The organism is Microbacterium nymphoidis (assembly GCF_021044885.1).
Classification (GTDB): domain Bacteria; phylum Actinomycetota; class Actinomycetes; order Actinomycetales; family Microbacteriaceae; genus Microbacterium; species Microbacterium nymphoidis.
This window is the reverse complement of the sequence record NZ_JAJNOD010000001.1, coordinates 24,742-47,577: the sequence shown is the minus strand read 5'-3', so window position 1 is coordinate 47,577 and position 22,836 is coordinate 24,742. Positions and strand designations below refer to the sequence as shown.

General features: G+C 69.1%; 20 protein-coding genes. 5 read left to right on the top strand and 15 right to left on the bottom strand.

Annotation, left to right across the window (positions count from 1 at the left end; genetic code table 11):
- Positions 1–180: 180 nt before the first annotated feature.
- Positions 181–1,404, bottom strand: coding sequence for an OmpA family protein (locus LQ566_RS00205; RefSeq protein WP_231089536.1), 1,224 nt, complete (start codon positions 1,402–1,404; stop codon positions 181–183).
- A gap of 181 nt (positions 1,405–1,585) precedes the next feature.
- On the opposite strand from LQ566_RS00205, the gene LQ566_RS00200 reads away from it, so the two are divergent.
- Positions 1,586–3,709: a S9 family peptidase gene (locus LQ566_RS00200; RefSeq protein ID WP_372459766.1), complete on the top strand. Its 2,124-nt coding sequence runs from the start codon at positions 1,586–1,588 to the stop codon at positions 3,707–3,709.
- 62 nt (positions 3,710–3,771) lie between these two features.
- On the top strand, positions 3,772–4,452 hold the full coding sequence (locus LQ566_RS00195) for a DMP19 family protein (RefSeq protein WP_231089535.1): 681 nt from the start codon (positions 3,772–3,774) through the stop codon (positions 4,450–4,452).
- A 76-nt stretch (positions 4,453–4,528) separates the two neighbouring features.
- On the opposite strand, the gene LQ566_RS00190 is transcribed toward LQ566_RS00195, so the two are convergent.
- Both LQ566_RS00190 and LQ566_RS00185 read right to left on the bottom strand, forming a co-directional pair.
- On the bottom strand, positions 4,529–5,557 hold the full coding sequence (locus LQ566_RS00190; RefSeq protein ID WP_231089534.1) for an ATP-dependent 6-phosphofructokinase: 1,029 nt from the start codon (positions 5,555–5,557) through the stop codon (positions 4,529–4,531).
- A 256-nt stretch (positions 5,558–5,813) separates the two neighbouring features.
- A complete protein-coding gene (locus LQ566_RS00185; RefSeq protein ID WP_231089533.1) occupies positions 5,814–7,958 on the bottom strand; it encodes a DEAD/DEAH box helicase in 2,145 nt (714 codons plus the stop codon).
- Between the two features lie 292 nt (positions 7,959–8,250).
- Between LQ566_RS00185 and LQ566_RS00180 the strand changes: the two genes are divergently transcribed.
- Positions 8,251–8,709, top strand: coding sequence for a carboxymuconolactone decarboxylase family protein (locus LQ566_RS00180; protein WP_231089532.1), 459 nt, complete (start codon positions 8,251–8,253; stop codon positions 8,707–8,709).
- 25 nt (positions 8,710–8,734) lie between these two features.
- Positions 8,735–9,610 carry a sigma-70 family RNA polymerase sigma factor gene (locus LQ566_RS00175; protein WP_231089531.1) on the top strand — a complete coding sequence of 292 codons (876 nt, stop codon included), beginning with the start codon at positions 8,735–8,737 and terminating at the stop codon, positions 9,608–9,610.
- 58 nt (positions 9,611–9,668) lie between these two features.
- On the opposite strand, the gene LQ566_RS00170 is transcribed toward LQ566_RS00175, so the two are convergent.
- The 9 genes from LQ566_RS00170 to LQ566_RS00130 all read right to left on the bottom strand — a co-directional run bounded on the left by LQ566_RS00170 (position 9,669) and on the right by LQ566_RS00130 (position 17,491).
- Positions 9,669–10,532, bottom strand: coding sequence for an aldehyde dehydrogenase family protein (locus tag LQ566_RS00170; RefSeq protein ID WP_231089530.1), 864 nt, complete (start codon positions 10,530–10,532; stop codon positions 9,669–9,671).
- Positions 10,529–11,971, bottom strand: a complete 1,443-nt coding sequence (locus LQ566_RS00165; RefSeq protein ID WP_231089529.1) for an aldehyde dehydrogenase family protein — start codon at positions 11,969–11,971, stop codon at positions 10,529–10,531. The genes LQ566_RS00170 and LQ566_RS00165 overlap by 4 nt, the downstream gene beginning before the upstream one ends.
- Positions 11,972–12,038: 67 nt before the next feature.
- Positions 12,039–13,049, bottom strand: a complete 1,011-nt coding sequence (deoC, locus tag LQ566_RS00160) for a deoxyribose-phosphate aldolase (protein WP_231089528.1) — start codon at positions 13,047–13,049, stop codon at positions 12,039–12,041.
- On the bottom strand, positions 13,046–13,981 hold the full coding sequence (locus LQ566_RS00155) for a sugar-binding transcriptional regulator (protein ID WP_231089527.1): 936 nt from the start codon (positions 13,979–13,981) through the stop codon (positions 13,046–13,048). The genes deoC and LQ566_RS00155 overlap by 4 nt, the downstream gene beginning before the upstream one ends.
- A gap of 109 nt (positions 13,982–14,090) precedes the next feature.
- Positions 14,091–15,029, bottom strand: coding sequence for a bifunctional riboflavin kinase/FAD synthetase (locus tag LQ566_RS00150; protein ID WP_231089526.1), 939 nt, complete (start codon positions 15,027–15,029; stop codon positions 14,091–14,093).
- Positions 15,026–15,427: a hypothetical protein gene (locus tag LQ566_RS00145; protein ID WP_231091334.1), complete on the bottom strand. Its 402-nt coding sequence runs from the start codon at positions 15,425–15,427 to the stop codon at positions 15,026–15,028. Before LQ566_RS00145 ends, LQ566_RS00150 begins: the two co-directional genes overlap by 4 nt.
- A gap of 114 nt (positions 15,428–15,541) precedes the next feature.
- Positions 15,542–15,910: a hypothetical protein gene (locus LQ566_RS00140; protein ID WP_231089525.1), complete on the bottom strand. Its 369-nt coding sequence runs from the start codon at positions 15,908–15,910 to the stop codon at positions 15,542–15,544.
- 37 nt (positions 15,911–15,947) lie between these two features.
- Positions 15,948–16,856, bottom strand: coding sequence for a tRNA pseudouridine(55) synthase TruB (gene truB, locus LQ566_RS00135; protein ID WP_231089524.1), 909 nt, complete (start codon positions 16,854–16,856; stop codon positions 15,948–15,950).
- Positions 16,856–17,491, bottom strand: a complete 636-nt coding sequence (locus LQ566_RS00130) for a nucleoside/nucleotide kinase family protein (RefSeq protein WP_231089523.1) — start codon at positions 17,489–17,491, stop codon at positions 16,856–16,858. The genes truB and LQ566_RS00130 overlap by 1 nt, the downstream gene beginning before the upstream one ends.
- Before the next feature lie 40 nt (positions 17,492–17,531).
- Here LQ566_RS00130 and LQ566_RS00125 point away from each other — a divergent pair, with 40 nt between their 5' ends.
- Positions 17,532–18,395 carry an HhH-GPD family protein gene (locus LQ566_RS00125; protein ID WP_231089522.1) on the top strand — a complete coding sequence of 288 codons (864 nt, stop codon included), beginning with the start codon at positions 17,532–17,534 and terminating at the stop codon, positions 18,393–18,395.
- Positions 18,396–18,433: 38 nt separating this feature from the next.
- Here the strand turns inward: LQ566_RS00125 and LQ566_RS00120 are convergent, their stop codons facing one another.
- The 3 genes from LQ566_RS00120 to infB all read right to left on the bottom strand — a co-directional run bounded on the left by LQ566_RS00120 (position 18,434) and on the right by infB (position 22,783).
- A complete protein-coding gene (locus tag LQ566_RS00120) occupies positions 18,434–19,144 on the bottom strand; it encodes a hypothetical protein (protein ID WP_231089521.1) in 711 nt (236 codons plus the stop codon).
- Positions 19,145–19,437: 293 nt separating this feature from the next.
- Positions 19,438–19,872: a 30S ribosome-binding factor RbfA gene (gene rbfA, locus LQ566_RS00115; RefSeq protein ID WP_231089520.1), complete on the bottom strand. Its 435-nt coding sequence runs from the start codon at positions 19,870–19,872 to the stop codon at positions 19,438–19,440.
- A gap of 199 nt (positions 19,873–20,071) precedes the next feature.
- Positions 20,072–22,783, bottom strand: a complete 2,712-nt coding sequence (gene infB / locus LQ566_RS00110; RefSeq protein WP_231089519.1) for a translation initiation factor IF-2 — start codon at positions 22,781–22,783, stop codon at positions 20,072–20,074.
- Positions 22,784–22,836 lie beyond the last annotated feature (53 nt).

The window sequence follows — 22,836 nt, the reverse complement described above, 5'->3', positions numbered from 1 at the left end:
ATGGCGTCGACGTGATCGACCTGGTGAGCGAAGAGTTCACCTCGTTTTCAAGAACCGGCAACCGGCCATTCAGAATCCTACACGCGGCCCCGGGGACGGATAAAACGCAGCGGTGCCGCAGACGGGTCGCCTCCCCGTCGCGGCGAGGCGACGGGGAGGCGAGGAGACGGTGAGGCCGGCTCAGAACGCGGGGACGAAGATCTCGACGCGCCGGTTCAGCTGACGCCCCTCGGGGTTGTCTGCGCCGTTGATCTCGTTGAGCGCGACCGGTGCGCTCTCGCCGTAGCCGACGGCGGTGAATGAGGTCGCGACGCCGCGCTGCTGGAGTGCGGCGACGACCGACTGCGCGCGTTCGTCGGACAGGGTGAGGTTGTACGCGTCGTCGCCGATCGCATCGGTGTGACCGCCCACCTCGGCGGCCGGCACGCTCAGCGCGGTCAGCGCCTTCGCCAGCGCATCCATGGTGGCCGCGGCGTCCGGGCGGATGTCGGAGCGGTCGAAGTCGAACAGCACGCCGTCCTCGAGCGTGATGGTGGTGCCGCAGTACTCGATGGGAGCGAGCGCGCCCATCTTGGGGAACAGGCCCACGGGCGCAGCCTTCACGAGCGGTTCCATGTCGATGGTGGCCCCGTCGAACAGGCCGGTGCCGTCGCCGTGGTTGACCACCGTGTGCTCGCCGTCGCTGTACGAGCCCGAGCCGTCGCCGTTGTTGACGATGGTGGTGGTCTGCGTGGAGAACGAGCCCGAGCCGTCGCCGTTGTTGACCAGTGTCGTGCCCCGGTTCGCGTCCGACGAGGAGCCGGAACCATCGCCGTTCACCACGACGGTGAGGTTCGCGTCGCTGTAGGAGCCGGAGCCGTCACCGTTGCTCACGATCGTGACATCGCCACCGCTGAACGAGCCCGAGCCGTCGCCGTTGACGACGCCCACCCCGTCGCCCACGGTGAACGAGCCGGAGCCGTCACCGTTGTTGACCGTCGTGCCGCCGTCGCCGGAGACCGAGCCGGAACCATCGCCGTTGAGCACCATGACCCCTCCCGCGGTGGCGCGAGCGACGGCGTCGCCGCAGGCTGCGGGCGTGATGCGGATGCCGGGGATCTGCGGGATGTCGGAGGCGAACCGGGTGGCCACCCCCGCGAGCGCTTCGTCGGCCATCGCGATGGACGGAATCACCAGCGCGGGGATCGGCGGGATCTCACCCGGGGCGTACCCCGCGATCGCGGCCGCCGCGTCGTCGGTCGCGGAGGCGCTCGGCGAGGGCGCGGTAGTCGTCGGCTTGTCGGCACTCGACGAGGTGGCACTCGCGGGCTGCTGGACCTCAGCCGCGCAGGCGGCGAGCGGAAGGGTGAGAGACGTGGCGAGGAGCAGCGCCCCCCAGGCGCGTGCTGTCCGATCTGCGTTCATGATTCGACCCTACGGTGAGCGGGTGAACCGGCGGTGGCGCATCTGTCGCGAAGCTGTCTCAGGTCTGCGACAACCCGGCCGGCGGGCGCAGCGATCCCCTGGTCCCCCGGAACGACCGTTGCGCCAGGAACCGCCCCGGACGACCGCCGTGCCGTGCCCGGGGGCGCGATAGCGTGGAGCAGTGACAGAGATTCAGGCTCCCCGGGCCGAGCAGCGCCCGATCGACCGCGTCCACCACGGCGACACCTTCTCCGACCCGTACGAGTGGCTGCGCGCCAAGGAGGACCCCGAGGTCATCGCGCATCTCGAGGCCGAGAACGCCTACACCGACGCTCGCACCGAGCACCTCGCGGCGTTGCGCGCGCGCATCTTCGACGAGGTGAAGGCGCGCACCCTGGAAAGCGACCTGTCCGTTCCCAGCCGACGCGGCAACTGGTGGTACTACGGCCGCACGATCGAAGGCAAGCAGTACGGCGTGCAGTGCCGCGCACCGTTGTCCTCCCCGGACGACTGGACTCCCCCGCAGCTCACCGCGGACGCACCGGTCGACGGCGAAGAGGTGCTCTTCGACGGCAACGTCGAGGCCGAAGGGCATGAGTTCTTCTCCGTCGGCAGCATGGACATCTCGCGCGACGGCACCCACATGCTGTGGGGTATCGACGTGGAGGGCGACGAGCGGTACACCATCCGGGTGCGCAACCTGGTGGACGGGGTCACCTACGACGACGTGATCGAGGGCACCGCGGGCGGCGCCGAGTTCGTCCCCGACGGCTCGGGCTTCATCTACACCACGGTCGATGACGCCTGGCGTCCCGACACCGTCTGGCTGCACCGGATCGGCACACCGCGCGCCGAGGACGTCCGGTTGTTCCACGAGGACGACGAGCGGTTCTGGGTGGGTGCCGGCTTCACGCGCAGCGATGCGTACCTGGTCATCGAGAAGGGCTCCTCCATCACCAGCGAGGTGGCGCTCGTCCCGGCAGCCGACCTGACCTCGGCGCCCGCGGTGGTCTGGCCCGCCGTGGAGGGAGTCGAGTACGGCGTCGACCACGCGGTGATCGACGGCGAAGATGTGCTCTTCATCACCCACAACGCCGATGCTCTCGACTTCGAGCTGGTCCGGGTGAGCGCCGATGATCCTCGCGGCGAGCGCACCCCTGTGCTTCCTCATGAGCCGGGAAGGCGCGTGCTGGGCATCGAGTGCTTCCGTGACTTCGCCGTGGTGGAGTACCGCCGAGCAGGGCTCGTCCGCGTCGGACGGCTCGACTACGCCACCGGCGCGATCGATGAGCTGGGCTTCGAGGAGCCGCTGTACAGCGTGGGCGTCTCGGGCAACTCCGAGTGGGCACCGCCGCAGGTGCGACTCGGCTACGGCTCGTTCGTGACGCCCTCCAGCGTCTACGACTGGGAGGTGGCAACCGGACAGCTGCACCTGCGCAAGCAACAGCCGGTGCTCGGCGGCTACGACCCCGACGACTACGAGCAGGCCCGTGTCTGGGCCACGGCCGACGACGGCACGCAGATCCCCGTCTCCCTGGTATGGCGACGATCCTTCGGGCCGGTGGGTCCGGGAGCGCCCGTGCGACCGCTGCACCTGTACGGCTACGGATCGTACGAGCACTCGATCGATCCCGGGTTCTCCTCGATGCGGCTGTCGGCGCTCGATCGCGGTGTGATCTTCGCGGTGGCTCACGTGCGCGGCGGCGGTGAGATGGGGCGCGCCTGGTACGAGGACGGCAAGATCCGCAACAAGAAGAACAGCTTCTCGGACTTCGTGGCCGTCGCCCGGCACCTCGTCGCGGAGGGATACACCTCTCCGGAGCGCATGGTGGCCGAGGGCGGCTCGGCGGGCGGGCTGCTGATGGGCGCGGTGGCCAACCTCGCCCCCGAGCTCTTCGCCGGCGTCCTCGCCTCGGTGCCGTTCGTCGACGCCCTCACCTCGATCCTGGATCCCTCGCTCCCGCTCACGGTGATCGAGTGGGACGAGTGGGGAAACCCGCTCGCGGACGCCGAGGTGTACGAGTACATGAAGTCGTACACGCCCTACGAGAACGTGCGAGAGGGCGTGGACTACCCCCGCATCCTCGCCGTCACCTCGCTCAACGACACCCGCGTCCTGTATGTCGAACCGGCCAAGTGGGTGGCCCGACTGCGCGACGTCGGCGCCGACGCGCTCCTCAAGTGCGAGATGGTGGCCGGGCACGGTGGCGTCACCGGCCGCTACAACTCGTGGCAGGAACGTGCCTATGAGCTGGCCTGGTTGTTCGAGGTCCTCGGCGTGGCGGAGGTCGAACCCGCGGTCTGAGGCCAGTCGCCACACACGGGGCGGAAGGGATCCTTCCGCCCCGTGTGCTGCATCATGGGTCTGTGACACCGCATTCCGCCGATCACGTCCGCGCCCGCATCGTGGATGTCCGCTTTGACACCCGCCGCGTGCTCGTGGACCTCGATGACGGCCGCACCCTGGGCGCACCACTCTCCTGGGCCTCCCGTGCGGCCGAGCTTCCCGCGTCGCAGCAGCGGCGCTGGGTGCTCGTCGACCACGGTCGTGGTGTCAACTGGCCCGCGCTCGGTCAGGAGGAACCCGAGGGGGCGCTGTCCCTCTGGATCATCGAGCAGGACCGGCTCTACGAGGGAGCGCTCGGTGTGCTCCAGCGCGCCGGCTGGGACGCCGCCGCCCTCAGCGCCCGCGATCGGGAACTGGTGGCGCTCTGGCGACTCGAGGCGGACGTCTACAACGGCGGCTTCCTGCAGTTCCTCGGCAACTGGGGTCAGCAGGACCTCGCAATCGCCCGCGATGCCGCCGGGCTGATCGGAGCGCAGCGCACCCACCGAGCGGTCATCTCGCTCCAGGAACTGCTCGGGCCCCTCATCGAGCGTGAGGACGTCACCTCCATCGATGACGTCCACCGCCTCATCGCCGCCGCGGCACCGTCCGATCCCGCCGCCCGGTTCGAGGAGCTGGAGGCCGAACTCACCGAGGCCATGGAGCAGGAGCTGGTGCGGTGCGTGGTCACCGCCTACGGCCCGGCCCCGTCAGAAGCCTGACCGATCCACCACGGCCTCACGGAACGGCGCAAGGCCGGGGCGGGGTGTCCCGCAGCCCGGCCCTGCTCGTCGCGGCTCAGCCGAAGAGAGCAGCAGCCTCGTCGTAGCGGTGCTTCGGCACCGTGTTCAGCTCACCGAGCGCGTCGGCGAACGGAACGCGAACGATGTCGGTGCCCTGCAGGGCCACCATCTGTCCCCAGGCGCCGTCGACGATCGCGTCGGCGGCGTGCAGGCCGAGGCGTGTGGCCAGCACGCGGTCGAAGGCGCTGGGCGCTCCGCCGCGCTGGATGTGGCCGAGGATCGTGGCGCGGGTCTCGATTCCGGTGATGCGCTCGATCTCCGGGGCGAGCAGGTCGCCGATGCCGCCCAGGCGCGGACGGTTGAACGCGTCGAGGCCCTTGTCGCTGTACGCCTCGTCCATGCCCTTGAGAGTGAAGCCCTCGGAGACCACCACCAGCGGCGCCCGGCCCCGGTCGTGCGCGGAGGTGACGAGCGCCGCGATCTCGTCGAGGGTCATCGGGTGCTCGGGGATGAGGATGGCGTGGGCGCCCGCCGCCATGCCGGCGTGCAGCGCGATCCAGCCGACGTGGCGGCCCATCACCTCGGCCACCATGCAGCGCTGGTGGGAGTCGCCGGTGGTGCGGAGGCGGTCCATCGCGTCCGTCGCGATGTTGACGGCCGTGTCGAAGCCGAACGAGTAGTCGGTCGCCTGAAGGTCGTTGTCGATGGTCTTCGGCACGCCGATCACCTTGATGCCGTCCTTGGACAGCCGATCGGCCGCCGCCAGCGTCCCCTCGCCGCCGATGGCGATGATGCCGTCGATCTTGTGCCCGTACAGCGTCTTCGCGATGTTCTCCGCGCCGCCGCGGTCGCCCTCGTAGGGGTTGGTGCGGCTGGTACCGAGGATCGTTCCGCCGGTCTTGGACAGGCCCTTCACCTCGTGACGGGTGAGGGGCATGAAGTCGCCCTCGACCACACCACGCCAGCCGTCACGGATCCCCACGAACTCGAGGTCGTAGGTCGTGGTGCCCTTGAGCACGATGCCGCGGATCACGGCGTTCAGTCCGGGGCAGTCGCCGCCGCTGGTGAGGATACCGATCTTCATGGTGAATGCTGCCTTCGCGCGTTGGAAAGGAGGGGGAACGAGGCGACGGTGCCTGCATCGAATCTAGCGGTCTCCCACCCTCCAGCGCCATTCAGGACGATGAGAACGGGTGTTCTTGACGCAAATCAGGCGGAATTTCCCCGACGACCTCAATTTCTCCGGCATCACGCGTGAAGAATGCGAATTCCTTACATCTGGCTGCCGAGAACGACGCAGCCCCCGCACACCGGGTGCGGGGGCTGCCTCGACGAGCGTCTCAGGCGCCGAGAGCCTCGCGCAGCAGGTGCATGAGAGCCGCCAGCTGCACGGAGTCCTGGGAGCCCGGCTCCACGGACACGCCGTCCAGCGCGCGCAGGGACAATCCCTGTTTCTGATCGATCAGCTCGGCGATCTTGGAGTCCAGCGTGTGTGCCGCGATGATGCGCCATGCGGTGACCGGCTCGTCCTGGCCGATGCGGTGCACGCGGTCGATCGCCTGCGTCTGCTCCGCGGCGGTCCAGCTGAGCTCGGCCAGCACCACGTTGGATGCGGCCTGCAGGTTGACGCCGACGCCTGCCGCGGTCAGAGAGCACACCGCGATCGAGACAGCCGGGTCGTTGTTGAAGGCATCAATCGCCTCCTGACGCGTCGTGGACGTCTGGTCTCCTCGGATCGACACCGCCTGCAGACCATTGGCCGCGAACAGCGCCTCCGCCTGGTTCATGACGTCGATGTGCTTGGCGAAGAACACCACCTTGCCCACCGACCGCTGCAGCTGGACGGCGTAGTCGGCGGCAAGACCCGCCTTCGCCTGACCGATGCGGCGCACCATCGTGAAGACGTTGTCGCCGCCGGCATCGGCGTTCTTCGCATCGTCGAACTCGTGCTGCGCGACAAGCCGCACGATGTCCTCGTCGATGCCGTCGGTGACGCGTCCGCGCGCCTCGATAATGCGGCGGTATTTGGCTGCCATGCGCTCGCCGAGCTCCCGCTCGGCCTGGCGGATGGAGCGGCCGAACTCGTCGTCCAGCTGCACCGGCATATCGGCGATCAGCTTGTCGGGAAGGTCCGCGGCCACGTCCTTCTTCTTGCGGCGAACGATGCCCATGGAGATCACGGCGTCACGGGCCTCGGGGTAGAACGCCTTGTCGGCGGGGGTGAGGCCGGTGGCGTCGAGCTTGTCGGCCAGGACGGGACCCGGGCGCTCCCCGTTGGTCCATCCCAGGAAGCGCCAGATCGCGTCGAAGTCCTCGACGTCGTTGATCAGCGGCGTACCGGTGAGGGCCATGAGCAGCGGGTTGCCGCCCGGGGTGGTCTCGCGAACGCGCGACGCCAGGGCCAGCACGTTCTGCGAGCGCTGCGAGCTGAGGTTCTTGATGAAGTGGGCCTCATCCACCACCAGCCCGCGCAGTCCCACCTTGCTCAGCCACTCGAGGTGGCGGTCGAGGATCTCGTAGTTCACGATGAACACGTCCGCGAAGGCGTCGATGTTCTCGCCGTCGCCCTGGATGACGGTGGCGCGGCGCTGAGGCGTCCAGCGCTCCACCTCGCGGGCCCAGTTCATCTTGACGACGTTGGGGACCACCACGAGGAGGGGGTAGGCACCGGCGACCGACGCGGCCAGTACCGACTGCGCGGTCTTGCCGAGACCGGGCTCATCGGCCAGCAGGAAGCTGCGCTTGCCGGCGCGGACGGCTTCGATGAAGCGCATCTGGTGCGGCATCACCTCCAGCCCCTTGGGCGAGATGTGATCGAACTCGGGAACCGGCGGCAGTGCCATCGTCGCAGCCCCACCCCCGGCGCCCGTCTCGAAGGCCTTGTACAGCGGCCCCATGAGGTCCCAGCCATCGAGACGGCGCCGTGGTGTCTCCTTCGGGATGACGACGGAGGTGTCCGGTGCGAGGAACGGGTTCGACTCGAGACGAGACTCCACCATGGGCGGCGTCACCTGGCGCTCGGCGATGGCGGCCGAGACCACGGGCGTGGCCGCGACGGGCACCACGTCCGTGATGATCAGCTCGTCCGGAGCGAGCTCGGCGCCGGACTCGAGCAGCCAGTCGCGGCGCATGCGCTTGGCCACCGGACTCGTGGCCTGGTCGGCCTCCAGCAGCGGGATGATCGAGGTGTCCCGGGCCGCGGTCTTCGCGAGGATCTGCGCGACGCCCTCGAGGCGCTTAAGCAGCTCGGCGCGTGCGGAGTCGGTGAGATCAGGGTCGGCCTTCACGCGGGTGCGCTCCTCGCGCACCAGGAACGCGATGACCTGGAACTTGACGCGATTGGTGGGGCCGAGTTTGCCCTTCTGCGCCTTGGCCTCCACCTCGCGCACCTTGCGAGCGAGGATGGGGATGATCGGGGCCTCGTCATCACGACGGGAAGACGAGGACTTCCTGCGCCGTGAAGCGGCGGTTGCCGTGGTCGGCATGCTCCTCCTGAGCGAACGTCCGGGATTCCTCCCGGGGGGCCGGTGTGCACCGGTGCGATCTCGCGGAGGCTTCCGCTGCCCGCGCCACAGATTCCGCTTCAGCGGCCAGCGACACGGGGCGAAAACGCCCGCACACGCATTTTACCGCATCACCCCCTCCCCCGCCATCGCTGTGGGACGCGAGTCGATGTCACACTTTCACGCGCTCGCACGACACCTCTGTGACACCACTCATCGCCATCGGTCCCCGTCCCGTGAGACGTCGGGGGCCATTCCCAGAACAGGACGACACATGACTCGCATCGACATCAACCGCACCAACCGCCTCGGCTACACGGCCGTCATCGGGATGGAGGCCTACGCGCGCACGAACGTGGACAAGCGTCTGTTCGAGTTGCTGAAGATCCGCGCCTCCGTCCTCAACGGGTGCACCTTCTGCGTGGACATGCACATGACCGATGGGCTGAAGGCCGGTATCCCCCAGCGTGTGCTCACCGCCGCCACCGCGTGGGAGCACGCCGGCGACCTGCTGGATGAGCGGGAGAAGGCGGTTCTCGCCCTGACCGATGCCGTCACCCGCCTCGGCGAGAACGCCGTGGACGATGCCGTCTGGAACCGGGCCGCCGCGTTCTTCGACGAGGGCGAGCTCGGCGCGCTGGTGCTCGCGATCGCCACGATCAACGTGTGGAATCGCATCGCGATCGCCACGCGCATGACGCCTCCGGTGGACGCCGCGCACCCGGTGGCATGAGGATGGAGCGCAGGAAGGAGCGCGGATGACGACCCTCTCCCCGGCGGCGACGGCGTGGCAGCGCGAACAGGGTCGTCTGCTGGGCATCGCGTACCGGATGCTCGGCGACTACTCCGAAGCGGAGGACGTGGTCTCTGAGGTGGCCGAGCTGGCGGTTCACGCTGAGCGGGAGGCGTCGGAGATCCGGTCCTGGCCCGCCTGGCTCACCACGGTGTGCGTGCGCCGCTCCATCGACCGGGTGCGAGCGATCGCGGCCCGGCGCGAGAGCTACCCCGGTCCGTGGCTGCCGGAACCGGTGGCCACGGACCGGCTGCCGGACGATGTCGTCGCCACGCGCGAGATGCTCTCGATAGCGCTGCTGCATCTGGCCGAACAGCTCCCGCCACGTCAGCGTGCGGCCATCGTGCTGCATCGCGCTTTCGCCATGTCGGCGCCAGAGATCGCGGAGATCCTCGAGACCACGCCGGCCGCGGTTCGCCAGCTGATCTCCCGCGGGGAGCGGCGTCTGGACATCCACCCCGATCAGCCGGTGTCGACGCGGGTCGACGCCGCGTCGCTCGACCGGCTGATCGGCGGGATCGAATCGGGCGACATCACCCTCGTCGCCTCGATGCTCGAAGACGACGCGGTCCTGTGGACCGACGGCGGCGGCGTGGTCAGCGCGGCGCTGAATCCGATCTTCGGCGCCGCCGCCATTGCGCGCTTCGTCATCGGCGTCTTCGAGAAGGCACGGCGCGCGAACGACGAGATCCTGGTCGGATGGCTCGACGTCAACGGGGACCCCGCGATCGACTTCCGCCGTCGTGTCCGCCGCGACGTCGTCACGCTCCAGTTCGGCTCCACGGGGCGCATCGCCGGGATCCGTCAGATCGCCAACCCCGACAAACACTCCCGGCTCTGACGTGAAACGACGCGGGCCGGCTCTCCCGTGAGGAAGAGCCGGCCCGCGTCCGAAACCGTCAGATCATCGACTTCGTGTGCCAGACGGTCTTGGTCTCGGTGAACGCGGTGATCCGCTGCAGCGAGGGGGCCGCCGCATCCGGGCCGTCCTCCGGCGTGAGCACGCGCTTGAGCGTGCCCGCCGCGGACTGCTGCAGCGAGATCCAGTCCAGCGCGCCCGCGCCCACCAGGTCGAGGGCGTTGACGTCGTCGTGCGATGCGAGCCAGGGAGCGATCTCCGCAGGCGAACCCGTGAGCACGTTCACGACGCCCGCGGGGACATCGCTGGTGGCGAGGACCTCGGCGAAGGAGATCGAGGACAGCGGGAACGCCTCGCTGGCGATCACGACGACGGCGTTGCCCGCCACGAGGGCCGGGGCGACCGCCGAGACGAGCCCCAGCAGGGCGTTGTCCTGCGGGGCGATGATCACCACGACACCGGTGGGCTCGGGTACCGAGATGTTGAAGTACGGACCCGCCACCGGGTTCGCGGCGCCCGAGACCTGCGAGAACTTGTCACACCATCCGGCGTACCAGACCCAGCGATCGATCGCCTCATCCACCTGCGCGGCAGCGGCCGCCGCTGACACGCCCTGCTGTGCGGTGATCTCCTCGACGAACTGCGCGCGCCGTCCCTCGAGCACCTCGGCGATCCGGTACAGCACCTGGCCGCGGTTGTACGCGGTGGCGCCCGACCACCCCTTCACGGCTGCCCGCGCGGCCTTCACGGCATCGCGGGCGTCCTTGCGGGATGCCTGGGCCGCATTCGCGAGGAACTCGCCCGACGGCGAGCTGACGGCATAGGTGCGACCGGACTCGCTGCGCGGGAAGGCGCCGCCGATGGCCAGCTTGTACGTCTTGGGCACGGTCAGTCGCTTGCTCACGCCGCTCCACCCTTCAGGTAGGCGAGGAGGCCGTGCCGGCCGCCCTCGCGTCCGTAGCCGGACTCCTTGTAGCCGCCGAACGGGCTCGACGGGTCGAACTTGTTGAACGTGTTGGCCCACACCACACCCGCGCGCAGGCGGTCGGCCACGGCGAGGATGCGTGAGCCCTTCTCGCTCCAGATACCGGCCGACAATCCATAGGGCGTGTTGTTCGCCTTCTCGATCGCCTCCGCGGGAGTGCGGAAGGTGAGCACGGACAGCACCGGGCCGAACACCTCCTCGCGGGCGATGCGGTGGCTCGCCTGCACGTTCGTGAAGATCGTCGGCGCGAACCAGAAGCCGTTGTCGGGGATGTCGCAGTCCGCGCTCCAGCGCTCGGCCCCCTCCGCCTCGCCGATGTCGCTGAGCGCGCGGATGCGCTCCAGCTGGGCCGCCGAGTTGATCGCACCGATGTCGGTGTTCTTGTCCAGCGGGTCGCCCAGACGGAAGGTCGACAGGCGCGACTTGAGGCGGTCGACGAAGTCCTCGGCAATCGACTCCTGAACGAGCAGACGGCTTCCCGCGCAGCAGACGTGGCCCTGGTTGAAGAAGATGCCGTTCACGACGCCTTCGACCGCCTGGTCGATCGGTGCGTCGTCGAAGACGATGTTCGCCGCCTTGCCGCCGAGCTCGAGCGTCAGGCTCTTCCCGGTTCCGGCGACGGACTGCGCGATCGATCGGCCGACCGCGGTGGAGCCGGTGAAGGCCACCTTGTTGACGTCGGGGTGATTCACCACGGCGGACCCGGTGGCACCGGCACCGGTGACGATGTTGAGCACGCCGGCCGGAAGGCCCGCCTGCTGCACGATCTCGGCGAACAGCAGCGCGGTGAGAGAGGTGGTCTCCGCGGGCTTGAGCACGACGGTGTTTCCGGCAGCCAGCGCCGGGGCGACCTTCCACGCCAGCATCAGCAGCGGGAAGTTCCACGGGATCACCTGACCGGCGACGCCGAGAGCGCGCGGGTTGGCCCCGAGCCCGGCGTAGTCGAGCTTGTCCGCCCAGCCGGCGTAGTAGAAGAACCACGCCGCCACGAGCGGCACGTCCACGTCGCGGCTCTCCTTGATCGGCTTGCCGTTGTCGAGGGACTCGGCCACGGCCAGCTCGCGGGCGCGCTCCTGGACGAGACGAGCGATGCGGAACAGGTACTTCCCGCGGTCGCGTCCGCTCATCTTCGACCACACCCGGTCGTAGGCGCGGCGGGCGGCGGCGACCGCGCGGTCGACGTCGCTCTCGTCCGCGGTCGAGATCAGCGCGATCGTCGACTCGTCGGCGGGGTTGATGGTGCGAAACGACGCGCCGTTGCCATCGACGAACTCGCCGTCGATGAACAGGCCGTACTCGTCCTTCAGGTTCAGGATCGCGCGGGATTCCGGCGCGTCGGCGTACTCGAGAAAGCTCATCGTGCTTCGTCCTTCAGATCCGGGCTCGCATCCACGCGGGACGCGAAGTAGTCGGGGGAGCTCATCGTCAGTCGATGGTCACGTAGTCGGGGCCGGAGTAGTGTCCGGTGGTCATCTTCTGCCGCTGCAGCAGCACGTCGTTCAGAAGGCTCGACGCACCGAAGCGGAACAGGTGCGGCTGAAGCCACTCCTCGCCCACCGTCTCGGCGACGGTCACGACGTACTTGATGGCGTCCTTCGACGTCCGGATACCGCCTGCAGGCTTCACGCCGATCTTCTCGCCGGTGAGGCGGTGCCAGTCGCGCACGACCTCCAGCATCAGAAGGGTGACGGGGAGCGTGGCTGCCGGTGTCACCTTTCCCGTGGAGGTCTTGATGAAGTCGCCGCCTGCGAGGATGGCCAGCCACGAAGCGCGTTTGACGTTGTCGTAGGTGTTCAGCTCACCGGTCTCCAGGATCACTTTGAGCGACGCAGACGTTCCGTCCGCGCGACGGCACGCGTCCTTCACCTGGACGATCTGGTCGAACACCACCGAGTAGCGGCCCGACAGGAACGCACCGCGGTCGATGACCATGTCGATCTCGTCGGCGCCGGCCGCCACAGCCTCGCGGGTGTCGGCCAGCTTGATCGCCAGCGACGAGCGGCCGGAGGGGAATGCCGTGGCGACCGCGGCGACAGAGATCAGCCCGTCATCGGGATCGCCGTGCAGCGCACCGAGGGCCTCGACGGCGTACGGCACCATGTCGCCGTACACGCACACGGCGGCCACGCGCGGGCACGTCGGGTCGGAGGCGTCGGGGTGCACAGCCTTGGCGACGAGGGATCGCACCTTTCCGGGGGTGTCCGCGCCTTCGAGCGTGGTGAGGTCGATCAGCTCGATGACCCGATCCAGAGCCCATTTCTTCGAGGTGGTCTTGATCGAGCGGGTGCCGAGGTCGGCCGCGCGCTGCTCCAGACCCACGGCATCCACGCCGGGCAGTCCGTGCAGGAATCGGGCCAGGGTGATGTCGTCGGGCTCACCGCCGATCATCTCGCGCGCTCGTGCGGCGCGCTCTGCGGTGTCCGCCACAGCGGTCATTCGTCCTCCAGCAGGTCTCGGGCAGTGCCCTCGTCGGTGATCAGGATGGAACACAGTCCGTTCACGACCACCGCGCGGGCGATGTCGTGCTTGTCCTCGCCCGCCACCACGAAGATCGCGGTCTTGGCGGCACGCAGGGTGCTCAGTTCGACGCCCACGGTACGGCCGTCCAGTTCGGGATCGACGATGTTCCCGTTGGCGTCGATGTAGCGGCCGAGGACATCGCCGACGGCGCCCTTCATGGCCAGCTCCTCCAGGTCGCTCGCCCGGAGATATCCGGAGTCGACGAGGGCGGAGTTCTTGTCGCCGAGTCCCGCGCTGTACAGGTACGCATCAGCGCGCTGCGCGAGATCGAGCACGGCCGCCACGGTGCGGTCCGATGCGATGGCATCCTTCGTCTCGCGACGCTCGAGCACCGCCGGTGAGGGCAGGAGGACCACCTGCCCTCGTCCGCGATTGGCGATCGTGGATGCGAGCGTCGCCGCGGTGGAGGCGCGACGGTTGAGGCTCACGCCCCCGTTGATCTGCACCACCGTCACACCGGTGGCCCAGCCGTCGGGCAGCTTCTCCGCCACCTCGGTGAGCGTGTGACCCCAGCTCACGCCGAGTGTCTTCGGAACCGGGCGGAGTGCGGTGAGGAAGTCGGCAGCCGCCTGCGTGACGACGGAGGTGACGGAGCCGTTCTCGTCCGGCACCGGGACGACGATCGCGTCACTCAGCCCGAAGCGGGCGCACAGCTCGCGCTCCAGGGCGAGCCGACGCGCACGGGGGTGGACGATCTCGATCCGCACGATACCGCGCTCACGCGCCTGCGTGAGCAGCCGGCCGGCCTTCCAGCGGGAGATCCCGAGGAGCGCGCCGATCTCGTCCTGCGTCTTGTTCTCCTCGTAATAGAGTTCCGCGACGCGGACCGCGAGCAGTTCGTCATCCACCCCTCGACGGTACCGCCGCCTCCGGGCCCTGACAACATCTGCGCCTCCATGTGCTCACATGAGCAGGAGCCCCTGCGCTGATGCGCATCCCCCGCATCCCGCCTCGCCGTCAGGACAGGATCACGCGAGTGCGGGCGACGTCGTCCGTCATCTGCTCGATCAGCGCGGGGATCCCCTGGAAGGCCACCATGCCGCGGATGCGGTCGACGAACTCGACCACCACGTGCTGCCCGTACAGGTCCAGGCCCGTCTCATCGAGGACGTACGCCTCCACCTGACGAAACTCGACGTCGTCGAACGTGGGGTTCACACCCACGGAGATCGCCGACTTGTGATGAACGCCGTCCGGTGTCACGAGCCATCCGGCGTACACACCGTCTGCGGGCACGTCGCCTTGCGACTGCGGCGAAAGGTTCGCCGTGGGAAAGCCCAGCTCGCGGCCGCGCTTCAGCCCGTGAACGACCTCACCCTCCACCCGGTGCGGGCGGCCGAGCAACTGCGCCGCGCGCGCGACGTCGCCCGCCGAGAGCAGTTCGCGGATCCAGCTGGAAGACACCCGGCGTTCCTCACCGGCGACCACGACGTCGTCGACCACATCGGTGGTGAAGCCGAGTTCCGCGCCCATCCGCTCGAGGAGCTGCGCGTCGCCGGCACCGCGGTGCCCGAACCGGAAATCCGTGCCGAGGAGGACGACCACGGCGCCGAGAGCGCCCACCAGGATCTCGCGGACGAAGTCCTCTGCCGAGACGTGGGACATCTCCTCGTCGAAGCGCAGTACCACGGCGGCGTCGAGTCCGGTGCCGGCGAGAAGGTCGATCTTCTGGCCGAGGCTCACCAGCTCGTTCGGGCACAGTTCGGGACGGATGGTCGCGAGCGGGTTGCGGTCGAAGGTCACCGCGACGACCTTGGCCCCGAGGCGCTCGGCATCGGCTCGAGCGCGCTCGAGCACTCGCCGATGACCGGTGTGCACACCGTCGAACTTGCCGATGGCGACGACGGATGGCCCGAATCCGTCGGGGATCTCCGCGGGATCGGAGAACACGATCACGACCGCACCTCCGGCGAAGCGGCGGGCTTGTGGGTGATCAGATACCAGAGGCCGATGAACGGCAGGACGAGCGGAATGAACACGTATCCCTGGCCGAACACGCTCCATACCGTCGGATGCGCGAAGAGGTCAGGCAGCACGAGGCTCAGCGTGCCGATCACGAGAACGCCCGCCAGCTCGAAGCAGATGGCGATCCACGCGACGGTGTACCACCCGGGCCGACGCGAGAAGATCAGCGCCAGCGTGGCCACGATGTAGACCGCCGCCGATGCGGCGGACAGCGAGTAGGCCAGCGGCGCCTCGGCGAACTTCTCAACGATCTGCACGAACGAACGCGCCGTGGCGCCGAGGGCGAGCACCGCGTACACCGCGACCAGCACCTGACCGATGCCGCTCATCCGGCGCGGGTTCTTCGCACGCCGTGGGGTCCCGGATTCCCGGGGCGTCTGCCCGGTCTGAGCCTGTGTCATCACTCGGACGATTCTACCCGCGGCACGGAAGCGGCCCGGCGCTCAGGCCACCTGAACCGTCCAGATGACCTCCATGCGCCACACCATGATCGCAACGGCCAGCGCACCGACGCCCATCACGACCGTTGACCACCGGGAGCGGTCGACGAACGCCCACACGACGACGCCGACGGGGATGAGCGCTGCGGAGATGAGGTAGGTCCAGAACTCCAGGAGGCTCCCCGACGGCGGGTTGCCGGCGAAAGGTGCAGCGATGGCGATCACGATCTGCGCGATCAGCAGCAGCTCCAGCACCGCAAGCGCACCGACGCTCCAGTCATCGGGCACACGTCCGATGAGGCCCAGCACGATGCACAGGAGCGCGGCGGCCACCGCCACCGCCACGACGGCGATCGTGAACCCGAGGATCATGCGCTGGTCCTTGGCGTCCGGTTCATCGTGCGGGTGCTCATGGCTGCTCCTCCGGCATGTTCATGGCGCTCTTGAGGTCGGCGCCGCGCCGTTCCAGAACGCCGATCAGCGAGCCGTCCGGGGCAATCGCGGCTACGGGAAGGGACGCGACACGTTCGGCCGCACCGGCCAGCTTCTTGCCGTGGCGAAGATCGGTGGCTTCCTGCTCGGTCACGGTGAGAGCTCCGAGCACGTCGGTGGCGACCCGGGCGGGTGTGAGCACAGGGGCCGCGCCGATGTCGTCCGTCAGAGCCACGGCGTCCGACACGAGGAACGGACCGATCGCGCTCCGCCGCAACGCCGTCAGGTGTCCGCCGACGCCGAGCGCAGCGCCGAGGTCCCGGGCAAGCGCGCGGATGTAGGTGCCGCTGGTGCAGTCGACCACGACGTCCAGATCGATGACCCCGTCACCGCGTCGGGTGTCCAGCACATCGAAACGAGAGACGGTGACCGGACGCGACTTCAGCTCGACGCTCTCCCCCGCCCGCGCCAGATCGTATGCGCGCTTACCGTCGACCTTGATCGCGGACACGGTGCTCGGCACCTGGAGGATGTCGCCCGTGAGCGCGGCGATCCCTGCGGAGATGGCCGCGTCGGTGACGCCATCGGCCGATGCGGTCGCGGTGACCGTTCCGTCGGCGTCGTCCGAGTCGGTGCTAACACCCAGCCGGATGGTGGCGGTGTATGTCTTGTCCAGTCCCACCAGGAACGTGAGGAGCCGGGTGGCCCCCTCGATGCCGATGAGAAGCAGGCCGGTGGCCATCGGATCCAGCGTTCCGGCATGGCCCACCTTGCGAGTGCCGAAGCCCCGCCGCACGCGGGCCACGACGTCGTGGCTCGTGATCCCCTGCGGCTTGTCCACCAGCAGCAGCCCCGCCGCGGGGCGGGGTCCGTTCGCGCGGGCCATCAGCAGGAGTCCTGGAAGAACTCGACCGGACGATCCGGCCAGGAGATATCGATGAGTGCCGACGCGGCTGCGCGCGGGCGGGCATCGCGCAGGTAACGGAACTCGGCTTCGCTGTACGGGGCGTCCGTCGAATGACCGGTGCGCTCGGCCAGACGGCTCTCCGGCGTCTCCAGCCAGAGCGCGAACGCCGCCGTGCCGCGAATTCCCTCCTGCTGGGCGAACACGCCGTCCAGCACCAGGACGGCGTCCTCGGGTGCCGTGACCCACCGCGCCTCGACCGGCTGATCGCGTCGCTCATCCCACACGCGCAGTTGCACGCCCGCCGTGGCGGAGGCCTGAGCCCCCTCACGGAAGGGGTCCAAGAGCACGCGCCGCAGCGTCTCGACGTCGACATCCCCGGGAGCGGGTTCCGCGCCACGTTCGGCGCGGGGGCGCACGAAGTCCGTGAGGGACGCGCGCAGCACAGCAGATCCGTCCTCCCCGATGATCTCGGCGAAGGAGTCGGCGAAGGACCGTGTGCTCTCGGGGTCGAGCCCGTCGACGAGCACCACCACGCGCCCCGCGGGACTGTTGTGCCGCAGTTGCTCGCGCAGCTCGCGCTGCAGCGTGGTGACGGGTGTGATCGGGAGCCGCATGCCTCCAGCCTACGGGTGGGGGCGGATAGGCTGGTGCCTCGTGTCCGAGATCGCCGATGCCCTGCAGCCGTGGTACCTCCGAACCGCGCGCGATCTGCCGTGGCGTCGTACCGGCTTCGGTGCGTGGGGCATCCTCGTGAGCGAGTTCATGCTGCAGCAGACACCGGTCACGCGGGTGATCCCGATGCTGGAGGCGTGGCTGGAGCGCTGGCCCTCCCCCGCCGCACTCTCCGAGGCGACGCCGGCGGAGGCGGTGAAGCAGTGGGCCAACCTCGGCTACCCGCGCCGCGCGCTGTGGCTGCACCGGGCAGCGGTGGAGATCACCGAGCGCCACCGGGGGGTTGTCCCGGACGACGTCGACGCTCTGCTCGCGCTCACCGGCATCGGGGACTACACCGCGCGTGCGGTGGCGGTGTTCGCATACGGCCGGCGCGCGCCGGTGGTCGATACCAACACCCGGCGCGTCATTGCTCGTGCCGTGCACGGCCGCTCACAGCCCGGCGCCGCCGCGAAACGAGACCTCGCCGACATGTCGGCGCTGCTTCCCGAAGACGATGCGGCCGCCGCGGTGGTGAACGCGGCCGCCATGGAGCTGGGCGCCCTGGTATGCACCGCACGCATTCCGCGGTGTGAGGAATGTCCGCTGCGCGCGCTGTGCGCCTGGCGTGCGGCGGGCTATCCCGATACGGGCGACGAACGCCCGAAGCAGGCGAAGTACGAAGGCAGCGATCGACAGGCCCGTGGCGCTGTCATGCGGGTGCTGCGCGACGCCGAGCACATCGTTCCGCTGAGCGCGTTGATCCCCGATTGGCCGGACGCTCGGCAGCGAGACCGTGCGATCGACTCCTTGATCGCCGATGGCCTGATCGAGATCGATGGCGAAGGGGCTCGGCTCCCCCGTTGAGGAACGCCGGGTCCTCGCAGGCGTGCGAGATACCCGCGTCAGCCGCAGAACTCCGGCAGCGGCCGCTCCAGAAGCGTGACCGTGACGCCGCTGATGACATCGTCGCCCCCCGCACCGAAGTACATCGTTCCGCCGGCAGCCGGCACTCGAAGCGCCATCGTGTAGTTCGCGAGCATCGCGTTCTGTCCCTCGGGATAGGCCGCCTGGGCCTCCGCAAGCGTCGAGCCGATTCCGATGCCTTCCGCCGTCTTCGGGCTGCTTCCCGCTGACCCGGTGACCGAGACCTGGTTCAGCGTCGTGTTCGGCTCCCCGGAGACGGCGTAGCCCGCTGCGGCGAAGATCGAGAGCTGGTCCGCGCCGGAATAGCTGATCACCGGTGCGTCGGGCGACGGCGCGTCCGGGCCACAGCCGATCGTCCATCCGTCAGCGCCGACCGTTCCGGCCAGTGTGGCGAAATCCGCTCCGAGTTCGAGCGGGCCGATGCCGGCGCCGCTCACCACCCATCCGGCGGGGTCCTCGGCTGATGCGGTCTCGGTGGGCGACGGCTCCGGGGTGGGCGCCGTGGTCTCCGGCGGCGTCGTCGCAGGGGGTGTGGTGGCCGTGGCCGTGGGCTCGGGCGCAGCCGAGGACGAACCGCCATCCCCGCCGGATGATGTCGCGCAACCGGAGAGCGTGAGAGCCCCTCCGAGCATCAGCGCCGCCAGAGCCGCGGCGGTGCGAGTGCGTGCGATGGCCGTTGAGCGCATCATCTCCCCTTTCTCGTCCAGGCTGTGACGGCCCGGATCGCCCACACTACGGCAGACCGCCGACACGCCACGCCGGGCCCCGCCGTTTCTGCGACGAACGTGGCCGGACCGAGATGAACACCGGCGAACACGCCCGTGTTCCACCGTGGTGGGGCTCCCGCCGATGGGCGTCGACGCGCCCGTCAACCAGGAGGGCACGTCCGCCGGATGACAGGACGAGACCCCCTGTCGTCACCGTCGCGGTGGGCCAGGGGGTCTCGTGCTCGTCCGTGAGCAAGCGCTCACGGGACGATCGCTCAGTCCTCGTCGTCGTCCTCGCGCGGCTTCACGTACGGGTCCGCCTCACCGGCATACGACGCGCCCGAGGCGGTCTGCGCCACTTCGGCGTCGCGCTGGTGGGCCTCGCGCAACAGCGCCGAGATGTGGTCGGCGTTCTCCGGAAGCGCGTCGGGAATGAACTCCAGCGTGGGCACCAGTCGCACGCCCAGTCGCTTGCCCACTTCGGAGCGGAGCATTCCGGTGGCGGCCTTGAGCGCCGCGGCGCTGTCTTCACGTTCCTGATCGCTGCCGTACACGGTGTAGAAGACGGACGCATTCTGCAGGTCGCCTGTCATGCGCACATCGGTGATGGTGACGAAACCGAGGCGCGGGTCGCGCAATCCCTTGTCCAGTCGCTCCGCGATGATCACGCGGATGCGATCGGACAGGCGACCCTGTCGTTCTCCGGCCATGATTGCCTCCTTGCTCGGGGGTGCGGCAGGTGCACTCTCCCCATGGTAGTTATCGAAACGGATCGAGCCGGCACGGACGGACCGCGAGCTGCGGCACGATGGGTTCCCGGCCGCAAGCCTGCTCCGAACGGCCACCGCCCGCCCCACGAGGTGAGGCGGGCGGTTCCGCGATGACGCTGCTCCCGAGGGAGCGCGCCCATCAGGAACGAGGCTTCTCGACCATCTCCGTGGTCTCGATCTCGTCGCCGATCTGGATGTCGTTGTACTTGCCGAGGCCGATACCGGCTTCGTAGTCGGTACGCACCTCGGTGACGTCGTCCTTGAACCGGCGCAGCGACTCGATGGCCAGGCCATCGGCGATGACGATGCCATCGCGGATGACGCGTGCCTTCGCGTTGCGGGTGATGGTTCCCGAGCGAACGATGACACCGGCGATGTTGCCGAACTTCGAGGAGCGGAACACCTCGCGGATCTCGGCGACACCCGACTGGACCTCTTCGTACTCCGGCTTGAGCATTCCCTTGAGGGAGCTCTCGATGTCCTCGATCGCCGCGTAGATGACCGAGTAGAACCGGATGTCCACACCCTCGCGCTGAGCGCGCTCGCGCGCCTTCTGGTCGGGGCGGACGTTGAAGCCCACGATGATCGCGTTGTCGATCGTCGCGAGGTCCACGTCGGAGGCGGTAATGGCACCGACGCCGCGGTGGAGGATGCGCAGCTGCACCGAGTCGTCCACCTCGATCTTGAGCAGCGACTCCTCGAGCGCCTCGACGGCACCGGAGACGTCACCCTTGATGATGAGGTTGAGCGATTCGACCTTGCCCTCTTCGAGAGCACGGGTGAAGTCCTCGAGCGAGATGCGCTTGCGGGCCTTGGCCAGCTGGGCGTTGCGCTCGGCGGCCTCGCGCTTCTCCGCGATCTGACGAGCCGTGCGGTCCTCATCGGTGACGATGAAGGTGTCTCCGGCGCGCGGCACCGAGTTCAGACCCTGCACCTGAACCGGACGCGACGGGTACGCCTCTTCGACGGCGTCGCCGTTCTCATCGAGCATCGCGCGGACACGTCCGTACGCGGTTCCGGCGACGATCGCGTCACCGACGCGCAGCGTTCCGGACTGGATGAGCACGGTGGCGACCGAACCGCGGCCCTTGTCGAGCTTGGCCTCGATGGCCACACCACGAGCGGCCTTGTTCGGGTTCGCGCGCAGGTCGAGCCCGGCGTCTGCGGTCAGCAGCACGGCGTCCAGGAGCTCCTGGATACCCATGTTCTGACGCGCGGAGACGTCGACGAACATCACGTCGCCGCCGTACTCCTCGGCCACCAGGCCGTACTCGGTCAGCTGCTGACGCACCTTCGCCGGGTTCGCCTCGGGCTTGTCGACCTTGTTGACCGCCACGACGATCGGCACATTGGCCGCCTGTGCATGGTTGAGGGCCTCCACCGTCTGCGGCATGATGCCGTCGTCGGCGGCCACCACGAGGATCGCGATGTCCGTCACCTGCGCACCACGGGCACGCATGGCGGTGAACGCCTCGTGACCCGGGGTGTCGATGAAGGTGATGGCGCGCTCGATGCCCTCGTGCTCGGTCCAGATCTGGTAAGCACCGATGTGCTGGGTGATGCCACCGGCCTCACCCGCGACCACGTTGGTCTGACGGATGGCGTCGAGCAGTCGCGTCTTACCGTGGTCGACGTGACCCATGACGGTCACCACCGGCGGGCGGATCTCCAGGTCGTCGTCATCCTCATCGGCGAGCTCGGCGTCCAGGTCCAGACCGAAGCCCTCGAGGAGCTCCTTGTCCTCGTCCTCGGGCGAGACCATCTGGATCTTGTAACCCAGCTCGGCGCCGAGGACCTCGAAGGTCGACTCGTCCAGCGACTCGGTGGCCGTGGCCATCTCGCCGAGGTTGAAGAGGATCGTCACCAGCGTGCCCGGCTGCACCGTGTAACCGGTGATGGCCTCGATCTTGTCGGCGAAGTCCGCGATGGAGGAACCACGACGGAGGCGAATGGTCTCGCCATTACCCCGCGAGACGTTGACGCCGCCCACCATCGGGGCATCGCGCATCTCGAATTCCTGGCGCTTGGCGCGACGCGACTTGCGCTGCTTCGACTTGCCGCCGCCCTTGCCGAACGCACCGGCTGTGCCGCCACGACCACGGCCACCGGGGCCGGGACGACCGGCGAAGCCGCCGCCACCGGCGGGACGCTGGAAGCCGCCACCGGCACCAGCACCGGCACCGCCGGGACGACCGGGTCCACCCGGACGCTGCTGGAACGGAGCACCACCCGGACGACCGCCGCCACCGGGACGCTGCGGACGCGGGGCGCCCGGACGGGGCGAACCCGGACGGGGAGCCTGGGGGCGCGGGATGTTCCCAGGCGTCGGGCGCTGTCCCATGCCCTGCGAGGACGCGAAGGGGTTGTTGCCGGGACGCGGGCCGGCGGGACGCTGTCCCATGCCCTGCGAGGACGCGAACGGGTTGTTGCCGGGACGCGGGCCGCCGGGGCGGGGTCCGGGCGTGGGTGCACCGGGCTTCGGTGCACCGCCAGCGGGCTTGTCGCCGGCCGGCTTCTCAGCCGCCGGAGCGGCAGGCGCGGCCGGAGCAGCGGGCGCGGGAGCCTTCTCAGCGGCGGGCGCGCTCGGCTTGGGGCCCGGCTTCGGGCCGGGCTTCGGTCCGGGGGTGGCGGCCGGCTTTGCCGGGGTCGCCTTCGCGGGCGCGGCGGCGGAAGCTCCACCGGCAGCGCGCTCGGACTCCAGCGCGGCACGCAGCTTGCGCGCGACCGGAGGCTCGATCGTGGACGACGGGCTCTTGACGAACTCGCCGAGTTCCTTCAGTTTCGCAAGGGCGACCTTGCTGTCGACACCGAGTTCGGATGCGATCTCGTGTACGCGTGGTTTGGCAGCCACATTTCTCCTGTCTGGGTCCACCCAGGCAGGGCAGACCGTATCAGCGGACGGGT

What these genes read in the sequence shown, in the direction of transcription:
- LQ566_RS00185 (WP_231089533.1), bottom strand. Translation starts at nt 7,958, where the DNA reads ATGCCGACCACGGCAACCGCCGCTTCACGGCGCAGGAAGTCCTCGTCT.
- rbfA (WP_231089520.1), bottom strand. Translation starts at nt 19,872, where the DNA reads ATGGCCGGAGAACGACAGGGTCGCCTGTCCGATCGCATCCGCGTGATC.
- LQ566_RS00145 (WP_231091334.1), bottom strand. Translation starts at nt 15,427, where the DNA reads ATGAGCGGCATCGGTCAGGTGCTGGTCGCGGTGTACGCGGTGCTCGCC.
- LQ566_RS00190 (WP_231089534.1), bottom strand. Translation starts at nt 5,557, where the DNA reads ATGAAGATCGGTATCCTCACCAGCGGCGGCGACTGCCCCGGACTGAAC.
- LQ566_RS00140 (WP_231089525.1), bottom strand. Translation starts at nt 15,910, where the DNA reads ATGATCCTCGGGTTCACGATCGCCGTCGTGGCGGTGGCGGTGGCCGCC.
- LQ566_RS00130 (WP_231089523.1), bottom strand. Translation starts at nt 17,491, where the DNA reads ATGCGGCTCCCGATCACACCCGTCACCACGCTGCAGCGCGAGCTGCGC.
- LQ566_RS00165 (WP_231089529.1), bottom strand. Translation starts at nt 11,971, where the DNA reads ATGAGCTTTCTCGAGTACGCCGACGCGCCGGAATCCCGCGCGATCCTG.
- LQ566_RS00120 (WP_231089521.1), bottom strand. Translation starts at nt 19,144, where the DNA reads ATGATGCGCTCAACGGCCATCGCACGCACTCGCACCGCCGCGGCTCTG.
- LQ566_RS00205 (WP_231089536.1), bottom strand. Translation starts at nt 1,404, where the DNA reads ATGAACGCAGATCGGACAGCACGCGCCTGGGGGGCGCTGCTCCTCGCC.
- truB (WP_231089524.1), bottom strand. Translation starts at nt 16,856, where the DNA reads ATGGCCCGCGCGAACGGACCCCGCCCCGCGGCGGGGCTGCTGCTGGTG.
- LQ566_RS00175 (WP_231089531.1), top strand. Translation starts at nt 8,735, where the DNA reads ATGACGACCCTCTCCCCGGCGGCGACGGCGTGGCAGCGCGAACAGGGT.
- deoC (WP_231089528.1), bottom strand. Translation starts at nt 13,049, where the DNA reads ATGACCGCTGTGGCGGACACCGCAGAGCGCGCCGCACGAGCGCGCGAG.
- LQ566_RS00180 (WP_231089532.1), top strand. Translation starts at nt 8,251, where the DNA reads ATGACTCGCATCGACATCAACCGCACCAACCGCCTCGGCTACACGGCC.